We start from the raw sequence: 19025 nt of genomic DNA, 5'->3' as shown, positions 1-19025 counted from the left end.
TACCGCCTGCACCGCATTACGCAATTACAGCGGTAGAGAATGGCAAAAGCAGTTTTTGCAGCCGCGAAACTCTCGCTTTCGTCCCCCCTCGTTATTTTAGCGGTCGGGGTCCAGCAGGATCCCACTCACCGACCCATTGCGAACCGAGCAGATAAAGGGAACAGACCGGCGGTCATCAGCCGTGCCGACCGCTCCTTCGACCTCCCATCCAGTCGACATGGATCTCGCTTCGACGCGACCCAATATGCGTGCACCCGGACCTGCTTCCTGACGGGCCTTGGCCGCGCAGGCATTGCGCGCTGCGGCTGCGCTATGGATGGAGCCATATCGAGGAGAGGCATAAGGTTGCCGCCTCGCGTCACGTTCCTCCTGCCGGTCACGAACGATATCGCTGACAATTGCTGCATCGGCCGCACGGTGCAGATCGCGATAATCCTGCGCGTGGGCAGGCAAGGTAATTGTCAGGCTGATGGCGCAAATAGCCATGTTACCGATATGCATATCATGCCTCCTCTGCGGTTGGCCTTTATTTGAAAAGGCTACCCAATATGCCGCGCACAAGTTGTCCCGCCAAGCCGCCTGACGAGGAGCGGCGGCTGGTTCCTCCAAATACCGCCCGGCCGAGCTCATTGGCAACCTGCCGCCCGACCGAAGAGGCAGCCGAACGGGTGGCTGACTGAACGGCTCGGTCGAGGGCTGAAGGCTTGGCCGCCTCACGCGCGGAGGCCGCGTCGCGCCTTGCCTGCTCCTTGAGTTCGGCTTCCCGCTGTTTGGCCTCCAATTTTGCTTGCACGGCGGCGGCCTTTTCTGCTTCGGCATTCGCCTTGGCGGCCTGCGAGGCAGCAGCGGCGGCTTGACCGCGGGCGGCCAATATCTCCTCAGCGGACTCGCGATCGATCGCGTCATCATATTTGCCCGCGCAAGGGGAGATGGATTGAATGATCGCCCGTTCCTTTGCGTCTACCGGCCCCAAACGTGAACGGGGCGGGGCGATCAGGGTGCGCTGGACGATGCCGGGCGAGCCATCCTCCTGAAGCAGCGAGACTAGCGCTTCGCCGACTTTCAATTCCGTAATCGCCGTTTCAACGTCCAAGTCCGGATTGACGCGGAATGTCTCGGCTGCGGCCTTTATGGCCTTTTGATCACGCGGGGTGAACGCGCGCAGTGCATGCTGAACGCGGTTGCCGAGTTGTCCTGCCACGTCTTCGGGAATGTCGATCGGGTTCTGGGTCACGAAATAGACGCCCACGCCCTTGGAACGGATCAGTCGGACGACCTGCTCGATCTTGTCCGTCAGGGCCTTGGGAGCGTCGTCAAAAAGCAAATGCGCTTCGTCAAAGAAGAAGACCAGAACAGGCTTTTCCGGGTCTCCGACCTCGGGAAGCGTCTCGAAAAGCTCGCTCAGGAGCCAGAGCAGGAAGGTCGCGTAGAGCTTGGGGCTCTGCATCAGTTTGTCGGCGACCAGAATGTTGACATAGCCGCGCCCTTGATCATCCACTTTCAGGAAGTCGTGAATGTCGAGCGCCGGTTCCCCAAAGAAATGGCCGCCGCCCTGACTGTCCAATTGCAGCAACTGGCGTTGGATGGTGCCGACGCTCGCCTTGGTCACATTGCCATAGCGGCTGGACAGTTCGTCGGCATTTTCTGCGCAATAGGCCAGCATGGATTGGAGGTCGCCGAGATCAAGTAGCAACAGCCCTTCATCATCGGCATATCTGAACGCGATGGAGAGTACACCCTCCTGGGTTTCGTTCAGGCCCATGAGCCGGGCCAGCAACAGTGGCCCCATTTCGCTGACCGTGGTGCGGATCGGATGCCCCTGCTCGCCATACAGGTCCCAGAAGATCGCTGGATTGTCGGCATAGCTATAATTTTCGAGGCCGATCTCCTTTGCGCGAGCGACCAGCTTGTCGGCGTTTTTAGCGGTCGGTGAACCAGCCATCGCGATGCCCGACAGATCACCCTTCACGTCGGCAAGAAACACCGGGACACCCAGTGCGGAAAAGCTTTCGGCGATACCTTGTAGCGTTACTGTTTTGCCAGTTCCGGTAGCGCCTGCAATCAGTCCATGACGATTGGCCCGGCGCAGGTTGAGCGTCTGTGGAATGCCGCCATCCTTGTCCGCCGCGCCAAGACCGATGAAAATGCCGTCGCTCATGTGTCATGCTCCCCAAAAGCGGCGGGCCGCGCCCGTCGGAAGTCCTGTCTCACCACCTTAAAGGCGAGACAGGACTTCCGGCAAGCGCGACCCGCTATGGTCGTCCGATGCGCTGTTGCCGGGTTATTTGTCCCGCAGGCGCACAGGCAAGAATACGGCAGGCTGGCCGCGACGTAGAACCTGCAACAGGATGGCGTTGCGTCCTTGCGACGACACCTGACGCACGGCTGCGTCCAGCTCTGCCTGGCTAGCCACGGGCCGGTTGTTGGCGGTGATAATCACATCGCCCCGGCGCAGGCCCTTTGCTCCGGCGTCAGTAGAAGAATCCACCGCCGTGATCACGATTCCACGCGTATCCGCCGCAATGCCCAACTGGCGAACGATGTTGGGCGTGAGCGGAATGGCCGAAATGCCCAACGACTGCTGCGTCGCCTGTCCGCCGCTAGATTGGTCATCCTGCTGTTGATTGAAGTCATCATCTTGCTGCTGGGCGAAGCTATTGAGTTCATCCTCTGACGGACGCTGGCCGACGATGGCAGTTACGGTCTGACGTTGACCATTGCGGAGCAGAACGATCGACACGCGGGAGCCAATCGGCTGCGATGCAACGATGGATGACAGGTTCTGGTCCGGCGTCACTTCCTGCCCAGCCACGCTGACGATGACGTCGCCCGCCTTGATACCGGCGCGGTCGGCGCCCTTGCCCGGTTCCACGCCCTGAACGAATTCACCGCGATTTTTCGCAAGACCCAGGGAATCGGCGAGGTCTTCGCCCAGCGGACTGATCTGGATCCCCAGATAACCGCGCTTGACGCTCTGCCCTCTCCGCAGCGTGTCAACAATCGGCGCCGCCTGTTCGGACGGAATCGCAAAGCCGATGCCAACGTTGCCGCCAGAGGGTGAAAGGATCTGGCTGTTGATACCAATCACATTGCCGCGCATGTCGAACATCGGGCCGCCGCTATTGCCCTGATTGATCGACGCGTCGGTCTGGATGAACTTGTCATAGGTGCCGCCGGTGCCGCGATGGACCGCGGAGATGATCCCCGCCGTGACAGTGCCGGACAAGGCGAACGGGTTGCCGATGGCGATGACCCAGTCACCGACGCGCGCTTTCGTGCTGTCGCCGAACTTGACGAACGGCAACGCCTTTTTCGGCTCTATCTTCAGCACCGCGATGTCGGTCGCCGGGTCACGGCCGATCAGCTTCGCCGAATATTCCTCGCGATTGGTGAGGGTAACCGTGATCGCATCCACCGACGCGCCTTCGGCGCCCGCGGACACCACGTGATTGTTGGTGACGATATAGCCATCAGCCGAGATGATGAAACCCGAACCGAGAGATTGGGCCTGGCGGGTCTGCGGCTTGCCGCTCTGGCCCTGGCCGAACAGATCGCCAAAGGGCGTGCCAGCGAATGGGTTTTGAACCTGGACGCGCTGTCGGGTGGATATATTGACGACGGCGGGCTGCAACTTTTCGACCATGTCAGCCAGACTGGCAGGGGCACCTGCGGGCGCGGCGGCCTGCATGCCCTCATTTTGCGCGACTTGCGCGCCGACATTCGGGCTGGAGGTTACGGCGATGGCGGTGCCACCAAGCAGCAGGGCGCCGGTAAGGGCATAAGCGTAACGCACTCGTGACGGTCCTCTCGTGAACTTTGGCGAAGGAAAGGCGGGACTCTGGGTAGAGTCGGATGCGCCGCCAAGCCTTAACCCTCATTGAATGAAGCTGGTTCCGAAATGATCTACAACCCTCTTCCGCACTTTACGGTTATCGATCCTTGCCTTGAAACTGTTTCAGGAACTCATTGTCGCGCGACAGCACCATCGTCGTCGAGCCCGGCCGATCGGGCGCAAAGGTCAGCCTGTAGGCCTGCATCGCCCGATAGAAATCGTAGAATTGCGGGTCTTTGCCAAAGCTTTCCGAATAAATGCGCGCCGCATTCGCATCGGCTTCGGCGCGGATGATCTGCGCCTGCTTCGCGCCCTGAGCCCTGATCGTCAGCGCTTCCTGCTCACGGGCGGTTCGCATCCGGGTGAAAGCGCTTTCCAGCGGAGCGCCGTCGGGCAGGTCTGCCCGCTTGATCCGTACATCGACGATCTGCGCCCCATATTGACGTGCCACGCGATTGAGACCGGCCTCAATATTGTCCATGACCTGACCGCGCTCGGGCGACAGCAACGCAGCGAAAGGACGTTTGCCAAGCTCATTTCGAAGCGCCGAACCCAGGATCGGCCGCAGGGCATCGGAAACGCGCTCCTCATTCCCTGCCGCAATATACATGCGCAAAGGATCGACGATCCGATAACGGGCGAAGGCATCGACCTGCAACCGAAGCTGATCCGTCGACAGCACCTGCTGCCTTTCCATTTCGACCGACAGGACGCGCTTGTCGATCCAGACGATCTGATCGATGAACGGCCAGCGCAATATTACGCCCGCGCCGGTCTTGCCGAACTCTTCGTTGGCACGATAGCGGTTCACGATCTTCTTCGGATCGCCAAAGCGCACGATCACGCCCTGCTTGGTTTCGGGCACGATGGCAACGGTGCTGCCGATAAGCAGCAGCAGAGCTATGACGGATAGCGCCAAAGCGACGGGATGGCGGATAAGCGTCGGCATTATTGGCCCCCTTCCGCAGCGGCGGAGCCGGAAGAAGCGGACGCTCCCTGCGCGCGCCGCTTCAATTCCGGTAGCGGCAGGAACGGGGTGACATTGCCGCTTTCGACGATCGTCTTATCGACGTTGGACAGGACGCCCTCCATGGTTTCGTAATACATGCGGCGGCGCGTCACGTCGGGCGACAGCCTATATTGCTCATACACCTTGTCGAACGCCGCAGCCTCGCCTTGGGCCTTGGCGGTAACCTGCTGCGCGGCGGCACGCGCTTCGTTCAGATATGTTTGGGCCGTCTGCTGCGCCGCAGAAACCGCCTTGAACGCGTCGTTGACCGCAGTCGGCGGATCGGCCTGCTTGATCGCGACGCCCTGGACACGGATACCGGACCTGTATCCGTCCAATATCGCCTGCATCCGCTGTTCGACCTGCTGCTCGATTTCAGTGCGCCCAGCACCCAGCGCGTCGTCCAGGCTGGCGCTGGCGACAACCGATCGCATGGCGCTTTCGGCGACTTCCCTAACCGTTGCGTCAGGGTCGGACAGCTGGAACAGATAAAGCTCAGGACTGCGGATATTCCAGCGAACCGAGTAAGCAAGGTCGATGATATTCTGGTCGCCGGTCAGTACCAGATTTTCGCTCTGGGCGCTGGGTGAACCGATATCAATGGCCCGGATTTCCTCCACATCGACCGTAGTTACATTCTCGAAGGGCGCGGGCAGCGTCAAGCTGATCCCCGGCGACAAGGTCCGGCTATATTTGCCGAGCAGCGTCACGACACCGCGCTCCTGCGGGCCGACGCGGTGAAAGCAAGTGAGCACGAGCCACAGCAAGATGAGGATGCCGACTGCAGCGGGCCAAAGCGTCTTTCCGGTTGGTCGAGGCGGGAGGTTGCCAAACCCGCCGCCGCCGCCCTGGCCGAAACTTTCCCGGCTGCGGCGCAGCAGTTCTTCAATCGCGGAAGGCCCCTTGCCGCCCGGGGCCTTCCCCGGTTGCGTCCAAGGATTCCGGGGGCCGCCATCGCTTCCCTTGCCCGGACCTTCATCGCCACCCGGGCCGTCGCTTTTGCCGCCCCAAGGGCCTTGGACCATTGCGCTAGCGATGCCAGGCATCCACCCGAAAAATCTCTTCATTCCGTCTCTATAGGAAGGGTGGGTCGCGAAAAACAGTGCCCTTCGCAACGATTATTGCCTAGGAGGCGCTGTCATGACCGATCTTGAGAGTTTCGCCGCCCGCCTGAAGACCTTGACCGATGGCCGCGCCAGCACGCCCCGGATCAAGGATGGAATCATGAGCCTGGCGCTGGATGTCGGCGGCCTTTCCCCCGAACGGCGGGATGCCGTCGCTGCGGCGATCAGGGAAGGAGGGCTGTCGGTGGCAGGTGTGCAGGATGTGCGGATCGCCATGACAGCAGAAAGAAAGGCTCTCCGCATCATTGCCGTTGCATCCGGCAAGGGCGGAGTGGGCAAATCCACCCTCTCGGCAAATCTTGCCGTTGGCCTCAAACGAATGGGTTTTGCGGTAGGTCTGGTGGACGCCGATATTTACGGACCGTCGCAGGCCAGGCTAATGGCCAGCGAAGATAAAAAGCCCCAAGCGCGCGACAAGCATTTGATCCCCGTCGAAAGCCCATTAGGCATTCCGATGCTGTCGATGGCGCACCTGGTCGAACCCGGCAAGGCGCTGGCCTGGCGCGGGCCTATGGCGGGCAATGCGCTTTCGCAGCTGATCGATGCCGATTGGGGCGAGACTGAGGTGCTGGTCGTGGACATGCCGCCGGGGACCGGGGATGTGCAACTTTCGATGGTGCAAAAGCATAAGCCTGCGGGAGCGGTGATCGTATCGACGCCTCAAGACCTGGCTTTGCTCGATGCCACGCGCGCGGTCAGCCTTTTCGAGCAGACGCAGGTGCCCTTGATCGGGCTGGTGGAGAATATGGCCGGGTATAGCTGTCCGCATTGCGGTGAGATATCCGATCCTTTCGGCGCGGGTGGGGCGGAAGCGGCTGGCTCAGCCATGGGCATGCCCTTCCTCGGGCGTATTCCTTTGGCGATAGACATTCGGCGCCGGTCGGACGCGGGCGACCCTCCAGCAGCGACGGAAGATGCCTCTGGCGAGGCTTTCCTTGCAATCGCCAGCAAAGTGGCGGCCTGGTTACGGGGCTAAAGGCGGCGTTTGGGAACGGTTCATCGCATCCCGCGTCTTTAGGATGGCCGAGAAGGAACCAAGGACATGCCGCTGACGTTGCCGCAGGAAATTGCCGACCTTTTAAGGGAAACGCGGACCATCGCTTTGGTTGGCATCTCTGATCGACCCGGCCGTCCAAGCTATGGCGTCATGAAATTCCTGCAGGACCATGGTTATCGCGTGTTGCCGGTCAATCCGCAGATTGCGGGAGAGCATGTGCATGGGGAGTTTGTCTGGGCGCGGCTTGCCGACATCGGCGTTCCAATCGACATGGTGGATATCTTCCGTCGCAGTGAAGTAGCGGGGCAGGCTGTGGACGATGCGATCGCCGCAGGGGCCAAGGCGGTGTGGATGCAGTTGGGGGTAATTGATGAGGCGGCCGCTCGGCGCGCGGAGGCTGCCGGATTGAAGGTCGTCATGGATCGCTGCCCCGCCATCGACATTCCCCGTTTCAATATCCCGCAGGTCCACGCGTTTTAGCGCTTTCCAGCTGCCGCAAGCCTCTTTATCAACGTCCTCATGACGCGCGCACTGCGGAGGCAGGCAAATCATAAAGGCACGGCAAGGGGGCTTGATCGGCGTACGCTTTTAGTAGGCGCTGGAGCGTCGGCTGGCCTGCTGCTGGCCTGGGGCGCATGGCCGCGCAGCTACCGCCCAAATCTGAATACCGCGCCCGGCGAAACCGTCTTCAATGCCTTTCTGAAGATCGATAAGGCAGGCAGGGTACTCGTGGTCGTGCCGCAAGCCGAGACGGGGCAGGGCGTGACGACACTGCTGCCACAGATACTGGCGGATGAACTGGGTGCGGACTGGCGCACCGTGGGTGTGCAAAGCGCGCCCATCAGTCCGCTCTATGCAAACACGTTGCTAGCCAGCGAGTGGCTTGCGAGCGACTGGTCGAGGCTGGCGGGTGGCGCCGGCAATTGGGCGATCGAGCAGTATGCGACGCGGCGTGCTTTGATGCTGACTGGCGCTGGGACGTCAGTGCCAATGTTCCACAAAGCCTATAAGGAAGCAGGCGCCGCCGCGCGCGTGCTCTTGTGTCAGGCCGCTGCGGCGCGCTGGGACGTGTCATGGGAAAGTTGCGACATCCAGAACGGCATCATTTCTGATGGTGGCCAGCGCACATTGAAGATCGGCGAGGTCGCCGCCGAAGCAGCGGAATTCGAACTGCCCGAGATATTGCCGTTCCGCCAAGATCAGGTTGACCGGCTCTTCGGGCAGGATTTGCCGCGCCTCGACACGCCTTCGAAGATTGATGGCAGCCATAATTTCGCTGCTGATGTCCGGCTGCCGGACATGGTTTTCGCTTCCATCCGGCAGGGGCCGATCGGCGATGCCGTGCTCACAAGGGTGAACGAGCAGGCTGCAAAGTCCGTCACCGGCTTTATCAAGCTGGTGCGCACCGAACGGTGGGTGGCCGCTGTCGCAACCAACTGGTGGGCCGCCAACAAGGCGCTTGATCTTAGCGATCCGGTTTTTGAATTATCGAGCACGCCGGTGAGCAGCGCCAGCATTGATGCTTCGCTTGAAGGGGCCTTTTCGGGATCGGATGGTCGGCGGCTGTATTCGCGTGGCGATCTCAAGCCGCTTTTCGATAACGCCACCATCCTGGCCAGCGAGTTTACCGTTGCTCCGGGGTTGCATCTGGCGCTGGAGCCTCCTTGCGCGACCGCGCGTGTTACCGACGGTCTCGCCGAGATATGGATGCCTGCGCAAGCACCTGCACTCGCGCGTAGCGCGATAGCGGATGCTCTCGATCTGCCTGAGCAGCAGGTGGTGCTATACCCCCTGCATGCCGGGGGCTCTTTCGGCCGGAAGATGGATTTTGAAGTGGGTATCCAGGCTGCGTCGATAGCGAAAGACGTTGGGCGGCCCGTCCAACTGCTCTGGTCAAGGCTGGAAGATGTGATCCAGGATCGTCCCAGTGCTCCCGCCCATGCCCGTATGGCGGCCAAGCTCGGCCGCAACGGCGCGATTGAAGGATGGCTTGCGAAAGTGGCGGCTCCTTGTGCCATGACCCAGACATGGAATCGCATCGCCGATCGCAAATTGCCGCATGAAGCGAGCCGTGACACTGCCAACGCATCCAGCCGTCTCGCTGTGGCGGGGATGGAACTGCCATATGCGTTGCCGAATTGGGCGGTCGATCATTTCCCCGCCGATGTTGGACTGCCGCTAGGCTTTGCACGCGGCAATGCTCATCTTCATGGCGCCTTCTTTACGGAAAGCTTCATTGATGAACTGGCTCATCTTGCCGGGATGGAGGCGCTCTCTTTCCGCATTCAGATGCTGGGCGGCAACCCGCGACTGGCTCATTGCCTGACGACCGTCGGATCGATGGGGGGATGGCAGGGAGGTATCGAGGGGAGCGGTCAAGGTCTGGCGGCGCATGTCATAGACGGCGCTTATATCGCCGTCATGGTCGAGGCAGCGATCGAGGGTGGTCGGCTCAAGGTTGGGCGGATCATCGCTGCGGTAGATGGCGGGGAGCAGGTCAATCCGGACATCGCACGTCAACAAGTGGAAAGCGGCATCATTTATGGCCTGGCTTCCGCAATGGGTGCTTCGGTGCCTTATGCGAAGGGAATGCCCACGCGCTCGATCATCTCCCGCATGGGCCTTCCTCAGTTGCAGGATATAGGTGAGGTCACGGTGGAACTGATCCGAAGCACTGCACCCCCCGCCGGGCTCAGCGAGATTGGGGCGCCTGCGATTGCTCCGGCCATAGCGAACGCTCTTTTTACAGTTAAAGGGCAGCGATTCCGCCAGCTGCCTATTTTGGCGCGGACATGACATTGAATATGGAAAATATCGGCGTCCTTATCATCAATCTCGGTACGCCCGACGCACCGGACGCGGCGTCCGTGCGGCGTTATCTGGGTGAGTTTCTGTCCGACCCGCGGGTGGTGGAAATCCCTCAGCTTCTGTGGCAGCCGATATTACGCGGCCCGATCCTTCTTACGCGCCCGGCCAAGTCCGCGAAGGCTTACCGGGAAGTGTGGATGGACAAGGGTTCGCCGCTCGCCGTTTATACTTGTGAAACTGCTGCCGCACTCCAGAAAATTACCGGGCCGGAGGTTAGGGTGGATTGGGCCATGCGCTATGGATCACCGTCCATCGCCGAACGGCTGAATGCGATGATCGCCGCTGGATGTGACCGCGTCCTGCTGGCTCCGCTTTACCCGCAATATTGCGCGGCGACGACTGCTACCGCTCTGGACGCCTGCTATGCCACTTTGGCGGGCCTGCGAGCCCAGCCAGCCATCCGCACATTGCCTCCATATTTTGCGGAAGCAGCCTATATCGAGGCGCTACGCAGTTCGACCGAAAGCCAACTGGCTGAACTGGACTTCAAACCGGATCTGCTCGTGGCCAGCTTCCATGGAATGCCTGAACGAACGCGCGATTTGGGTGATCCCTATTATGATCAGTGCCGTGCCACCGCTAGTTTGCTGCAGGAAGCGCTTGGCAGGGAAGTGAGGCTGTCGTTCCAATCACGATTCGGGCGAGCGAAATGGCTCGGTCCAGCAACGGATGAGACGTTGCGGGAGCTTCCCGGGCAGGGCGTTCGATCCGTTGCTGTGCTTACCCCCGGTTTTTCGGCCGATTGTCTGGAGACGTTGGAGGAAATCGCTATCCGGGGGCAGGAAGAATTTTTGGCGGCTGGAGGCCAGGCGTTCACCCATTTGCGCTGTTTGAACGCATCGCCAGAAGCTATCATTCTTTACTGCGAACTGATCGGCCGCGAACTGGCTGGTTGGGTTCAGGAAGCGTTTCGTCCAGTTCAACATGGAGGGGATTATGGACAGAGTTGCCATCGTAACGGGCGGAACACGCGGCATCGGGGAAGCGATTAGCCTCGCGCTCAAGCAACTAGGCTGCAAAGTCGCGGCCAATTATGCCGGAAACGATGAAAAGGCGCGGGACTTCACGGAGAGGACAGGCATTGAAGCCTTCCGCTGGGATGTGGGAGATCATCAGGCTTGTCTGGACGGTTGTGCAGCGGTCACCGAAAGGCTGGGGCCCGTCGATATCGTCGTCAATAACGCGGGCATCACCCGCGACGGCGTGCTTGCCAAGATGAGCTTCGACGACTGGAATGAGGTGATGCGCATCAACCTTGGCGGTTGTTTCAACATGGCCAAGGCGACCTTCGGGGGCATGCGGGAAAGAGCATGGGGGCGGATCGTCAATATCGGTTCCATCAACGGTCAGGCTGGCCAATATGGGCAGGTAAACTATGCCGCCGCCAAGTCCGGCATCCATGGCTTTACCAAGGCGCTGGCGCAGGAAGGGGCGAAGTTCGGCGTTACCGTCAACGCGATCGCGCCGGGCTATATCGACACCGACATGGTGGCGGCAGTGCCTGCTCCGGTTCTGGAGAAGATAGTTGCCAAGATCCCGGTCGGCCGCCTTGGCCAGGCCGAAGAGATCGCACGCGGCGTAGCCTTTTTGTGCAGCGAAGAGGCGGGCTTCGTCACGGGGAGCACGATGTCCATCAACGGCGGGCAGCATATGTATTGATGGCGCAGGGCGACCACAGTGAAGGCGCGGCGCCGCCAACCGGGTCGCCCTTCTCGCCTCCCGTCAAGCGGAGTGTGACGATCGCGGGGCATCAGACCGCAATCAGTCTTGAACCCATATTCTGGCAGGCTCTCCGCACGGTCGCTGTGCGAGAGAGCTTGCCTCTCAATGCCTTGATCGCGCAGATCGATCTTGCGCGGCTGGCGGCTCCCAGCCCGCCTAATTTGGCCAGCGCCATACGATGCTGGCTCTTCGCTAATGCGCTGACCGGCGATAATAATTATTCGCAATAGCGTTGACTCTGCGAACAATTCGCAATAGCTGACCCCCTGACGATTAGTGAGAAAAGGGGTTTTCGTTTGATGTCCAGCAGTTCCAAATCGATCCCGTCCTTCCTGGCGCTTGGCTGCGTGAGCGCAATTGCCTTTGCTTCGGCCGCCCACGCGCAAGACGGTACACCCGCACCCAAGCTTGGCGGGATGACTGTGACGGACACTGCAATCGATGCTTCGGAGATCAAGGTCGAACGCGCGGAGTCCCCCAAATATGTGCGCCCATTGCTGGACACGCCGCAGACGATCACAGTGATCAACAAGGAAACGATCCAGCAGCAGAATCTGCTCACCTTGCGTGACGTGTTATCGACCGTGCCAGGCATCACCTTCGGTGCTGGCGAGGGCGGTTTCGGTTATGGCGACCGCATCATCCTGCGCGGCCAGGACGCGAAGAACGACGTTACCGTCGATGGCGTCCGATCGGGCGCATTCCTGAACCGCAACGAAGTCTATAATATCGAGCAAGTCGAAGTTACCAACGGAGCGAACTCCGTGATGAACGGCGGCGGTTCGGTTGCGGGTACGATTAACCTCGTGACCAAGCGGCCGCTGGCGGATGACCAGACGATCCTGAACGCGGGGATCGGCACCGACAATTATTACCGTGCGACGGTGGATGCGAACAAGCGCATCAACGACCTGATCGCCGTGCGCATCAATGCGGTGTATCATGAAAATGACGTGCCTGGCCGCGACGTCGAAAATTACAAGCGCTGGGGCATCGCGCCTGCGATCACGATCGGCATCGACAGTCCGACCAGCCTGACCTTGCAGGGCGAGTATCTGGATGACGATGCGATGCCGCAATATGGGCTGCGCTATTATCCGGCGCAGGGTGGCATCTTGGATGAGTTTGACCGCTCGGGCTATTATGGCTTTGCCAATATTGACAAGCAGGACAGCAAGACCAAGTCGTTGCAGGCGATCTTCAGCCATGCGTTCAGCGACAGCTTGAAGGTGCGTAACCTGACGCGATATGAAAAGATCAGCCAGAATACCATCACCAGCCAGCCGACAGGTGACTTCTGCCTGTCTTCGGGCGTACAACCTGATGGATCCGCTTGTGCGGCAACGGTCGCCCCCGGCTATTTCATGCCAAACCGCGGCAACGGGCGAGGCAATACGCGCTTCATCAACAACGAAACCGCCTATAACCAGATTGATCTCAGCGCAGATTTCGCGACGGGCGGGATTGAACACACGCTGGTCCTCGGCGCGTCTGCATTGTGGGAAAAATATAACCAGCTTGCCGGAAACAGCCTGCGTGCGGCCGATGGCACAAACCCGTTCGCGACCTCCTATCCGCTCGTCAGCATCTCCAACCCCGGTGAAGTGGTGCAGGGTCCGGCAGGCTTCGTCTATGGCAGCAACAACTATGTCGGCCCCATCAACTTCATCCGGGCGACGAGGGCGTTGGGTGAGCAGACGAGTTACGCGGCCTATCTGTTCGATGCGATGAAGTTCACAGACTGGCTCGAACTCAACGGCGGTATCCGTTATGAGAAGGTGAAGGGAAGCAGCAAGAACGTTAGCTTCGATACGGTTGCTGGTTCTGCCACCCTGGGTAACCCGACCGGCGTATCGGCCCCGGCGAAATTTGACGATAACCTCTTGTCCTATCGGGTTGGTCTGGTCGTGAAGCCCACGTCCAACACCAGCCTCTATGTCGCCTATGGCAATTCGAAGCTGCCTTCGAAGGCGTCGGTTGACGGCTCCTGCGCCATCGACACGGGCACCGGCGGCGGGACCTGCAACGTGAAGCCGGAAACGACCAAGAACTACGAGATCGGCGTAAAGGCTGACCTGTTCGACGCCAAACTGCTGCTGACCGCTGCGGCCTTCCGCAACGATCGTAACCAGATCAAGGTGGTGTCGGGAAATGTACTCCTTCCCGATCAGGCGACCGATGGTCACCAGCGGGTCGAAGGCATTTCGTTGGGCGCATCGGGCAATATCACCAGCAACTGGACGATTTCCGCCAACTACATGTATCTGAAGAGCAAGATCCGGCAGGGCGTGTCCAACTTCTGCCTCGATAATCCGGGATCGACCAGCACGACGGCAGGCAATTGCGCCAACAACGCCGATTTCCTTGATCCCACTCGTGGCTATTCGCTTACGAATACTCCCAAGCATTCAGGCAGCCTGTTCACCACCTATCGCTTCGGCTTCGGTCTGGAACTGGGTTACGGCATAACCTACCAGGGTAAGTTTCTGCTGAACCAGCCGACGCTGGCGCAGCTCGTGGCAGGCAACTATGTCGGCTATCATGTGCCGAGCTACACCATCCATCGGTTCATGGCGAACTACCCGATCACCGAAAATCTTAAGGCGCAGCTCAACGTCCAGAACTTCACCAACGAGAAGTATGTGACGACTGTGCGCAACAATGTGAACGGCAGCTGGGCGCAGCCCGCAGCGACCCGATCCGCAGTGCTGAGCCTGAACTACACTTTCTAATGACCACCTCCCCCGGCATCGTCCCTTGCCGGGGGAAAGGCGGATGGCGATGCACTCCTCCTCGGATCGCCATCCGCCCGTTGCTGAAGAAATAAGAGGGGTGCGATTGATTCGCATTAGGACCGGCGTTATGTGCCTGTTCTGCGGGGAAACGCCGTGAAAGGGAAAGTGGCATGTTCGATGCAGCGGAACGGTACATTGCAGATGATGCTGCATCTTCCGTTTCTCCGCCACTTAGCCCGACACCATCTCCCAGCAGCCAGGTGCCGGAGGTTCCGGCAGCCGATGCTTCGCGCTATGGTGAACGACGCCAGATCAATTTGCCCACGATCTTGCTCATCATCCTCATTCACGGTGTTTTGATCTTCGCGCTCATTCACGCCCGACAACATATTCAGCACGTCCGCGAAGCCCGCCTGTCGGTCGTGAACTTGATGCCGCCTCCACCGCCGCCCGCTGCGGAGACGCCACCGCCTCCGCCATCTGCGCCTCCGTTAGTGGCGCCTCCGCCGCTGGTTCAAGTGCCAGTTCCGCCGGTGCCGATCGCTACTACGCCTGATCCTTCTCCAGTCCCGGTTCCTCCAACACCTGTTGTAATCCGGGCGCCTGTGCTTGCCGCGCCGACGGTTCCTGCCTCGCCGAGTACCGTTCAGGGGGGCGACCTGGCGACGCAGATGGTGGCGGGTAAGCCGCCGCGCTATCCGATCGAAAGCCGTCGCAAGCGTGAGCAGGGAACTGTCATTCTGTCCCTGACGCTGGGCGTCGATGGGGCTGTGGAAAGCCTGACTATAGCACAGAGCAGCGGCTTTCCCCGTCTGGACGCTGCGGCGCGCGAAGCGGTGCGAAGCTGGCGGTGGAAGCCGATGGTCCGGGACGGCCAGCCGGTGCGGGTTAAGGGCGTCGTTGAAATCCCCTTCGTCCTACGTAGCGCAGAGACTTGAACAAGAGGCGCTGATAGAGTTTCCGACATGCTGACAGTTATCCCCGACTTGCTCGATCCTGCCACTGTGCAGCGCGTCCGGACGCTCATCGACGCTGCGCAATGGATCGATGGCAATGTGACCTCAGGTCATCAGTCGGCACTTGCCAAGCGCAACATGCAGCTTCCCGAGGACTCGCCCGAGGCGCGGCAGGCGGGGCAAATCATTTTGGAAGCATTGGGGCGCTCGCCACTACTTATCGCTGCTGCACTCCCGCTCAAGATATTCCCGCCGCTGTTCAACAGTTATGAAGGCGGACAGGCGTTCGGCGTACATGTGGATAATGCCGTCCGGGTGCAGGCAGGCACGGGGCTCAGGATACGATCCGACCTCTCGATGACCGTCTTTCTGGAAGACCCGCAAAGCTATGATGGCGGCGAATTGACCGTCGAGACGAATTTCGGTGTGCAGCGGGTGAAGCTACCGGCGGGCCATGCGGTTTTATACCCTTCCTCGTCGCTTCATCGTGTCGAGCCGGTGACGCGCGGGCGACGGATCGCCAGCTTTTTCTGGTTGCAGTCGATGGTTCGGGACGATGCTGCGCGTCAGATGATGTTCGACCTGGACAGCAGCATACAGGCTCTGGCGGTCGATCTTGGCCATGACAATGCCCAGGTGATCCGCTTGACGGGCGTCTATCACAATCTGCTACGGCGGTGGGCAGACGCCTGAAACGGCTGGCTGGCCTAATCGAGCATGGAGGCTAGAGCGGGCGTCATATATTCCTTGGCGCCGTCGTCGGTGCGGAGAATGAGGCGTGCGGCAATATCATGACGCGTCGCCAGCGCCATGCCGCTCTCATGCCCCAAGATCGTGATTGCAGTCGCCCAGGCATCTGCCAGCATCGTGCTTTCGTGCAGGACTGTAACCGACGCGACATCATTGGTGATGGGTCTGCCGGTTGTCGGATCGATGCTGTGAGACAGGTTCGCGCCGTCCTTGGTCTGGAAGCGCACATAATCGCCCGAAGTAGCTACAGACAGGCCGCACAAGGCGATGCGGAGGGTAGGCACCGCGAGACCCGGCGGCGCCTCTACATCAACCCACCAGGGCTGATGATCGGGCTTGAAGCCATCGCCACGCAATTCCCCGCCGATCTCGACCAGAAAATGGCGAGCGCCCAGATCGCGGAGAGCTTCTGAAACCGCATCGACTGCGAAACCCTTTGCTATGCCAGAAAAGTCCAGCTTCACGTCAGCAAGGCGGCGGGCGCTCTGATCCGTGATCTCGACCATGGTCCAGGGTGCAGGATGCGCGGGCACTATTTCCGGGCCTGTTATGCCCGACGGGCCGAAACCCCAGCGTTCGACCATCTGTCCAATTGCCGGGTCAAATGCGCCGCCGGATAGGCGAGCCATGGTCAACCCGGCTTTTAGCACCGTCATCATATCGGAGGGAAGCGTTGCCCAAGTCCCGATCGGCAGTGCATTGAAGCGGCTGATGTCGGAATGTGCTTCCCAGTTGCTCATCTGGGCGATGACGCGAGAAAGTGCGTCATCAATTGCGCTCGCGCAACCGGGTGGAGCATCGACGATCCGGGCCGACCAGCTTGTGCCCATGGTCGGTCCGGAAAGCTCTGTAATGTATCCCGATCCGCCCCGCTGAGCCGACGGGAGCTGCGGGGGCGGCATGTCAGGAATGGCGATGCGAACGCCGGTCAGGGGGCCAGCACTTCCAAGGTGGTGACATAGGATGCGCGGCGTGGTGCCGGAGTAGCGGGCGACGTCGCCTGAGCGCCTTCGCCGCCTTCGCGATTTCCACCGACTGTGGCGTTCAGCCAGTACATGCCAGGCTGCGGCCAGCTGATCGAAACTTTTCCGTCCTTGCCGGTGACCAGATCCTGCTGGCCTAAGGTGTCACGGTAGCGAATACCGCCGGGGATTATCGTTACCTTGAGATCCGCAGCGGGCTTTCCATCGAGGAGAAACTGGAAGGTCGCCGCTTCGCCTGCCACCAAATCATTCGGATGCGTGAAGGGCACCAATTCGATGCCAACGCCGGTCGGCTTGAATATGGTAGTGGTAGGCGCGCCCAGTGTCAGGAAAATCTCGTTTCGGTTGGTGGCTTCGACCGTCTGGACGTTGGTGGCTCCGGCCGGGATTGCTTCGGCCAATTTCTCCTTGGTCGTGCCCCGGGGCAGGCGCTTTACTTCGCCGTTGAGGGTGTAGCTGCCCATGATTCCGGTCGAGACGCTGGCGACGCGGTATGTGCCGGGCTGCGTCAGGTGAACATCGAAGGTGGAGCGATACTTGCCGGTCGCGGCGTTTTCTATTTGGCCAGCCGAGCCATCGGGCTGCGTCACTGCAACCGTGTCGGTACGCATGGGCATATGTTCGAAGTAGAAGAGGTCGTTTGAGACCGCCGCGTCAACGGTGACCCAGCTGTCCGTTCCGGACAGGGTTGTCGAGGACGGGAGCATCCACTGGCGGTGGGCCTGGGCAGCGCTGGTGGTCATCAGCGCGGCGAGGGTTGCTGCGATCAGATATTTGGCTTTCATGACAGTCCCCTTATTTGCTGACGCTGAGGCTGACCTGCCCCAATTCATTGTTGCCCTTTGCGCGGACCACGGTGCCTGGCTTTGCTGGCCAGCTAAAAGGCAAGCGTAGCAGTTCGCGGCCGCCGACTTCGCGCGCCGCCTCTACGACCAGCGTGTAGTTGCCGGGTGCGAGTTGCCCGAGCGGGCCTTTGCCTGGCGTGAAGGCGAGCTTCTGGTCACCCGGAGCGCGGGTTGCTCCGGTGATGCCGTCGGCGGGGACTTTCAGCGATCGGCCGGAGACGCGCCACCATTGGCGCACATCGCGGAGCCATTTGGTGCCTTCGCCCTTCGCCTTGTCGACATCATACCAGACCGACAGGGTGCGGGGAGTGGCGCCTTCCTTTTCCAGCCAGATGGCGACGTAGGGACGGTGATATTCCGCGACGGAGAGGCGCGGGATGGTGACGTTGACGTTGAGCGTCTGGGCGGTGGCGGGGATTGCTGCCGCGCCGAAGGCGGCGCTGCTGCCGAGGATGAGTTTGTAGCGGCTTTGCATGTGCTGCTGGTCCCCTGAATTAATGAAGGAAAAGGAGAATTAAAACGGTTGGGATGATGAGGCCTGCTCCGACGATGGGCCAGGTGCTGGGGCGCTTGGCGGCGTGGAGCTGTAGGAGGAGGAGGCCGGTCATTGCGAAAACGAAACAAGCGACGGCGAAGATGTCGATGAACCATTTCCAGACGGTGCCGGTGTTCCGGCCCTTGTGGAGGTCGTTCAAATAGCTGATCCAGCCGCGGCTGGTGCTTTCGCTGGTCACTGCGCCGCTCTGCCGGTCGATGGAGACCCAGCCGTCGCCGCCGGGGCGGGGGAGGGCGAGGTAGATTTCGTCGGCGGACCATTCCGCCGCGCCCGCTGCGCGAGTGCCGATTTCCTTTTCGACCCAGGTGGCGATGGGCGCGGGGAGCGGCTTTTTGCTGTCGGGGCGATTGTCGGGAGCGACTTGTTTCAGGAGCGGCGGGGGAAGGGTCGCGGACTTTTCGATGGTTTGCGGTGAGGCTTCGACATCGGCGGCGTGGTTGAGGGTGATGCCGGTGAAGGCGAAAAGCAGGAGGCCGATCAGGCTGATCGCGGAACTGATCCAGTGCCAGCTATGCAGTTGCTTCAGCCAGAAGGTCTTCTTCTTTTTCTTGGGCTGGAGACGGGCAGGGGCGTGCATTGGGAGGGTCGGTCCTGATGATGAGGTGGACCGGATAACGCGAACGACTCGCAATTGCAAACGCGGAGAGG

The 19025-nt window shown here is 60.6% G+C and carries 18 protein-coding genes; 9 read left to right on the top strand and 9 right to left on the bottom strand.

Annotated features, from left to right (window positions below):
• Positions 1-96 precede the first annotated feature (96 nt).
• From ACZ5ZH_RS08725 to hflK, 5 genes are all read right to left on the bottom strand, one after another.
• Positions 97-501: a hypothetical protein gene (locus tag ACZ5ZH_RS08725; RefSeq protein WP_464771249.1), complete on the bottom strand. Its 405-nt coding sequence runs from the start codon at positions 499-501 to the stop codon at positions 97-99.
• A gap of 25 nt (positions 502-526) precedes the next feature.
• Entirely contained in the window at positions 527-2158 is a 1632-nt protein-coding gene (locus ACZ5ZH_RS08720; protein WP_464771248.1) for a helicase HerA-like domain-containing protein, read from the bottom strand.
• A gap of 123 nt (positions 2159-2281) precedes the next feature.
• Entirely contained in the window at positions 2282-3793 is a 1512-nt protein-coding gene (locus ACZ5ZH_RS08715) for a Do family serine endopeptidase (RefSeq protein ID WP_449474036.1), read from the bottom strand.
• A gap of 136 nt (positions 3794-3929) precedes the next feature.
• The gene (gene hflC / locus ACZ5ZH_RS08710) at positions 3930-4781 is read right to left on the bottom strand and encodes a protease modulator HflC (protein WP_196224459.1); all 852 of its coding nucleotides are present in this window, start codon (positions 4779-4781) and stop codon (positions 3930-3932) included.
• On the bottom strand, positions 4781-5908 hold the full coding sequence (hflK, locus tag ACZ5ZH_RS08705; RefSeq protein WP_449474032.1) for an FtsH protease activity modulator HflK: 1128 nt from the start codon (positions 5906-5908) through the stop codon (positions 4781-4783). The genes hflC and hflK overlap by 1 nt, the downstream gene beginning before the upstream one ends.
• Before the next feature lie 73 nt (positions 5909-5981).
• Here hflK and ACZ5ZH_RS08700 point away from each other — a divergent pair, with 73 nt between their 5' ends.
• The 9 genes from ACZ5ZH_RS08700 to ACZ5ZH_RS08660 all read left to right on the top strand — a co-directional run bounded on the left by ACZ5ZH_RS08700 (position 5982) and on the right by ACZ5ZH_RS08660 (position 15936).
• The gene (locus ACZ5ZH_RS08700) at positions 5982-6941 is read left to right on the top strand and encodes an Mrp/NBP35 family ATP-binding protein (protein WP_464771246.1); all 960 of its coding nucleotides are present in this window, start codon (positions 5982-5984) and stop codon (positions 6939-6941) included.
• 66 nt (positions 6942-7007) lie between these two features.
• Positions 7008-7442, top strand: a complete 435-nt coding sequence (locus ACZ5ZH_RS08695) for a CoA-binding protein (protein ID WP_449474029.1) — start codon at positions 7008-7010, stop codon at positions 7440-7442.
• Between the two features lie 39 nt (positions 7443-7481).
• Positions 7482-9758, top strand: coding sequence for a molybdopterin cofactor-binding domain-containing protein (locus ACZ5ZH_RS08690; protein ID WP_464771245.1), 2277 nt, complete (start codon positions 7482-7484; stop codon positions 9756-9758).
• A gap of 8 nt (positions 9759-9766) precedes the next feature.
• On the top strand, positions 9767-10822 hold the full coding sequence (gene hemH / locus ACZ5ZH_RS08685) for a ferrochelatase (RefSeq protein WP_464772620.1): 1056 nt from the start codon (positions 9767-9769) through the stop codon (positions 10820-10822).
• A complete protein-coding gene (phbB, locus tag ACZ5ZH_RS08680) occupies positions 10767-11489 on the top strand; it encodes an acetoacetyl-CoA reductase (RefSeq protein ID WP_464771244.1) in 723 nt (240 codons plus the stop codon). Before hemH ends, phbB begins: the two co-directional genes overlap by 56 nt.
• A complete protein-coding gene (locus tag ACZ5ZH_RS08675; protein ID WP_460986604.1) occupies positions 11489-11782 on the top strand; it encodes a ribbon-helix-helix domain-containing protein in 294 nt (97 codons plus the stop codon). The genes phbB and ACZ5ZH_RS08675 overlap by 1 nt, the downstream gene beginning before the upstream one ends.
• Before the next feature lie 69 nt (positions 11783-11851).
• Positions 11852-14284, top strand: a complete 2433-nt coding sequence (locus ACZ5ZH_RS08670; RefSeq protein WP_464771243.1) for a TonB-dependent receptor — start codon at positions 11852-11854, stop codon at positions 14282-14284.
• 173 nt (positions 14285-14457) lie between these two features.
• On the top strand, positions 14458-15225 hold the full coding sequence (locus ACZ5ZH_RS08665; RefSeq protein WP_464771242.1) for an energy transducer TonB: 768 nt from the start codon (positions 14458-14460) through the stop codon (positions 15223-15225).
• A 27-nt stretch (positions 15226-15252) separates the two neighbouring features.
• On the top strand, positions 15253-15936 hold the full coding sequence (locus ACZ5ZH_RS08660; protein ID WP_464771241.1) for a Fe2+-dependent dioxygenase: 684 nt from the start codon (positions 15253-15255) through the stop codon (positions 15934-15936).
• Between the two features lie 14 nt (positions 15937-15950).
• On the opposite strand, the gene ACZ5ZH_RS08655 is transcribed toward ACZ5ZH_RS08660, so the two are convergent.
• The 4 genes from ACZ5ZH_RS08655 to ACZ5ZH_RS08640 all read right to left on the bottom strand — a co-directional run bounded on the left by ACZ5ZH_RS08655 (position 15951) and on the right by ACZ5ZH_RS08640 (position 18954).
• On the bottom strand, positions 15951-16823 hold the full coding sequence (locus tag ACZ5ZH_RS08655) for an FAD:protein FMN transferase (protein ID WP_464772619.1): 873 nt from the start codon (positions 16821-16823) through the stop codon (positions 15951-15953).
• Positions 16824-16921: 98 nt separating this feature from the next.
• On the bottom strand, positions 16922-17761 hold the full coding sequence (locus tag ACZ5ZH_RS08650) for a DUF4198 domain-containing protein (protein WP_464771240.1): 840 nt from the start codon (positions 17759-17761) through the stop codon (positions 16922-16924).
• Between the two features lie 10 nt (positions 17762-17771).
• Positions 17772-18296, bottom strand: coding sequence for a DUF2271 domain-containing protein (locus ACZ5ZH_RS08645; RefSeq protein ID WP_464771239.1), 525 nt, complete (start codon positions 18294-18296; stop codon positions 17772-17774).
• 19 nt (positions 18297-18315) lie between these two features.
• Positions 18316-18954, bottom strand: coding sequence for a PepSY-associated TM helix domain-containing protein (locus ACZ5ZH_RS08640; RefSeq protein ID WP_464771238.1), 639 nt, complete (start codon positions 18952-18954; stop codon positions 18316-18318).
• Positions 18955-19025: the final 71 nt, after the last annotated feature.

This window comes from Sphingobium sp. TomMM7A, assembly GCF_055397305.1.
The sequence above is the reverse complement of the archived record's forward strand: the minus strand, read 5'-3'. Positions and strand labels throughout refer to the sequence as shown.

What these genes read in the sequence shown, in the direction of transcription:
- ACZ5ZH_RS08655 (WP_464772619.1), bottom strand. Translation starts at nt 16,823, where the DNA reads ATGGGCACAAGCTGGTCGGCCCGGATCGTCGATGCTCCACCCGGTTGC.
- ACZ5ZH_RS08640 (WP_464771238.1), bottom strand. Translation starts at nt 18,954, where the DNA reads ATGCACGCCCCTGCCCGTCTCCAGCCCAAGAAAAAGAAGAAGACCTTC.
- ACZ5ZH_RS08670 (WP_464771243.1), top strand. Translation starts at nt 11,852, where the DNA reads ATGTCCAGCAGTTCCAAATCGATCCCGTCCTTCCTGGCGCTTGGCTGC.
- ACZ5ZH_RS08690 (WP_464771245.1), top strand. Translation starts at nt 7,482, where the DNA reads ATGACGCGCGCACTGCGGAGGCAGGCAAATCATAAAGGCACGGCAAGG.
- ACZ5ZH_RS08650 (WP_464771240.1), bottom strand. Translation starts at nt 17,761, where the DNA reads ATGAAAGCCAAATATCTGATCGCAGCAACCCTCGCCGCGCTGATGACC.
- ACZ5ZH_RS08660 (WP_464771241.1), top strand. Translation starts at nt 15,253, where the DNA reads ATGCTGACAGTTATCCCCGACTTGCTCGATCCTGCCACTGTGCAGCGC.
- hemH (WP_464772620.1), top strand. Translation starts at nt 9,767, where the DNA reads ATGGAAAATATCGGCGTCCTTATCATCAATCTCGGTACGCCCGACGCA.
- ACZ5ZH_RS08720 (WP_464771248.1), bottom strand. Translation starts at nt 2,158, where the DNA reads ATGAGCGACGGCATTTTCATCGGTCTTGGCGCGGCGGACAAGGATGGC.
- ACZ5ZH_RS08665 (WP_464771242.1), top strand. Translation starts at nt 14,458, where the DNA reads ATGTTCGATGCAGCGGAACGGTACATTGCAGATGATGCTGCATCTTCC.
- ACZ5ZH_RS08695 (WP_449474029.1), top strand. Translation starts at nt 7,008, where the DNA reads ATGCCGCTGACGTTGCCGCAGGAAATTGCCGACCTTTTAAGGGAAACG.
- ACZ5ZH_RS08725 (WP_464771249.1), bottom strand. Translation starts at nt 501, where the DNA reads ATGCATATCGGTAACATGGCTATTTGCGCCATCAGCCTGACAATTACC.
- ACZ5ZH_RS08645 (WP_464771239.1), bottom strand. Translation starts at nt 18,296, where the DNA reads ATGCAAAGCCGCTACAAACTCATCCTCGGCAGCAGCGCCGCCTTCGGC.
- ACZ5ZH_RS08675 (WP_460986604.1), top strand. Translation starts at nt 11,489, where the DNA reads ATGGCGCAGGGCGACCACAGTGAAGGCGCGGCGCCGCCAACCGGGTCG.
- phbB (WP_464771244.1), top strand. Translation starts at nt 10,767, where the DNA reads ATGGACAGAGTTGCCATCGTAACGGGCGGAACACGCGGCATCGGGGAA.
- hflK (WP_449474032.1), bottom strand. Translation starts at nt 5,908, where the DNA reads ATGAAGAGATTTTTCGGGTGGATGCCTGGCATCGCTAGCGCAATGGTC.
- hflC (WP_196224459.1), bottom strand. Translation starts at nt 4,781, where the DNA reads ATGCCGACGCTTATCCGCCATCCCGTCGCTTTGGCGCTATCCGTCATA.
- ACZ5ZH_RS08700 (WP_464771246.1), top strand. Translation starts at nt 5,982, where the DNA reads ATGACCGATCTTGAGAGTTTCGCCGCCCGCCTGAAGACCTTGACCGAT.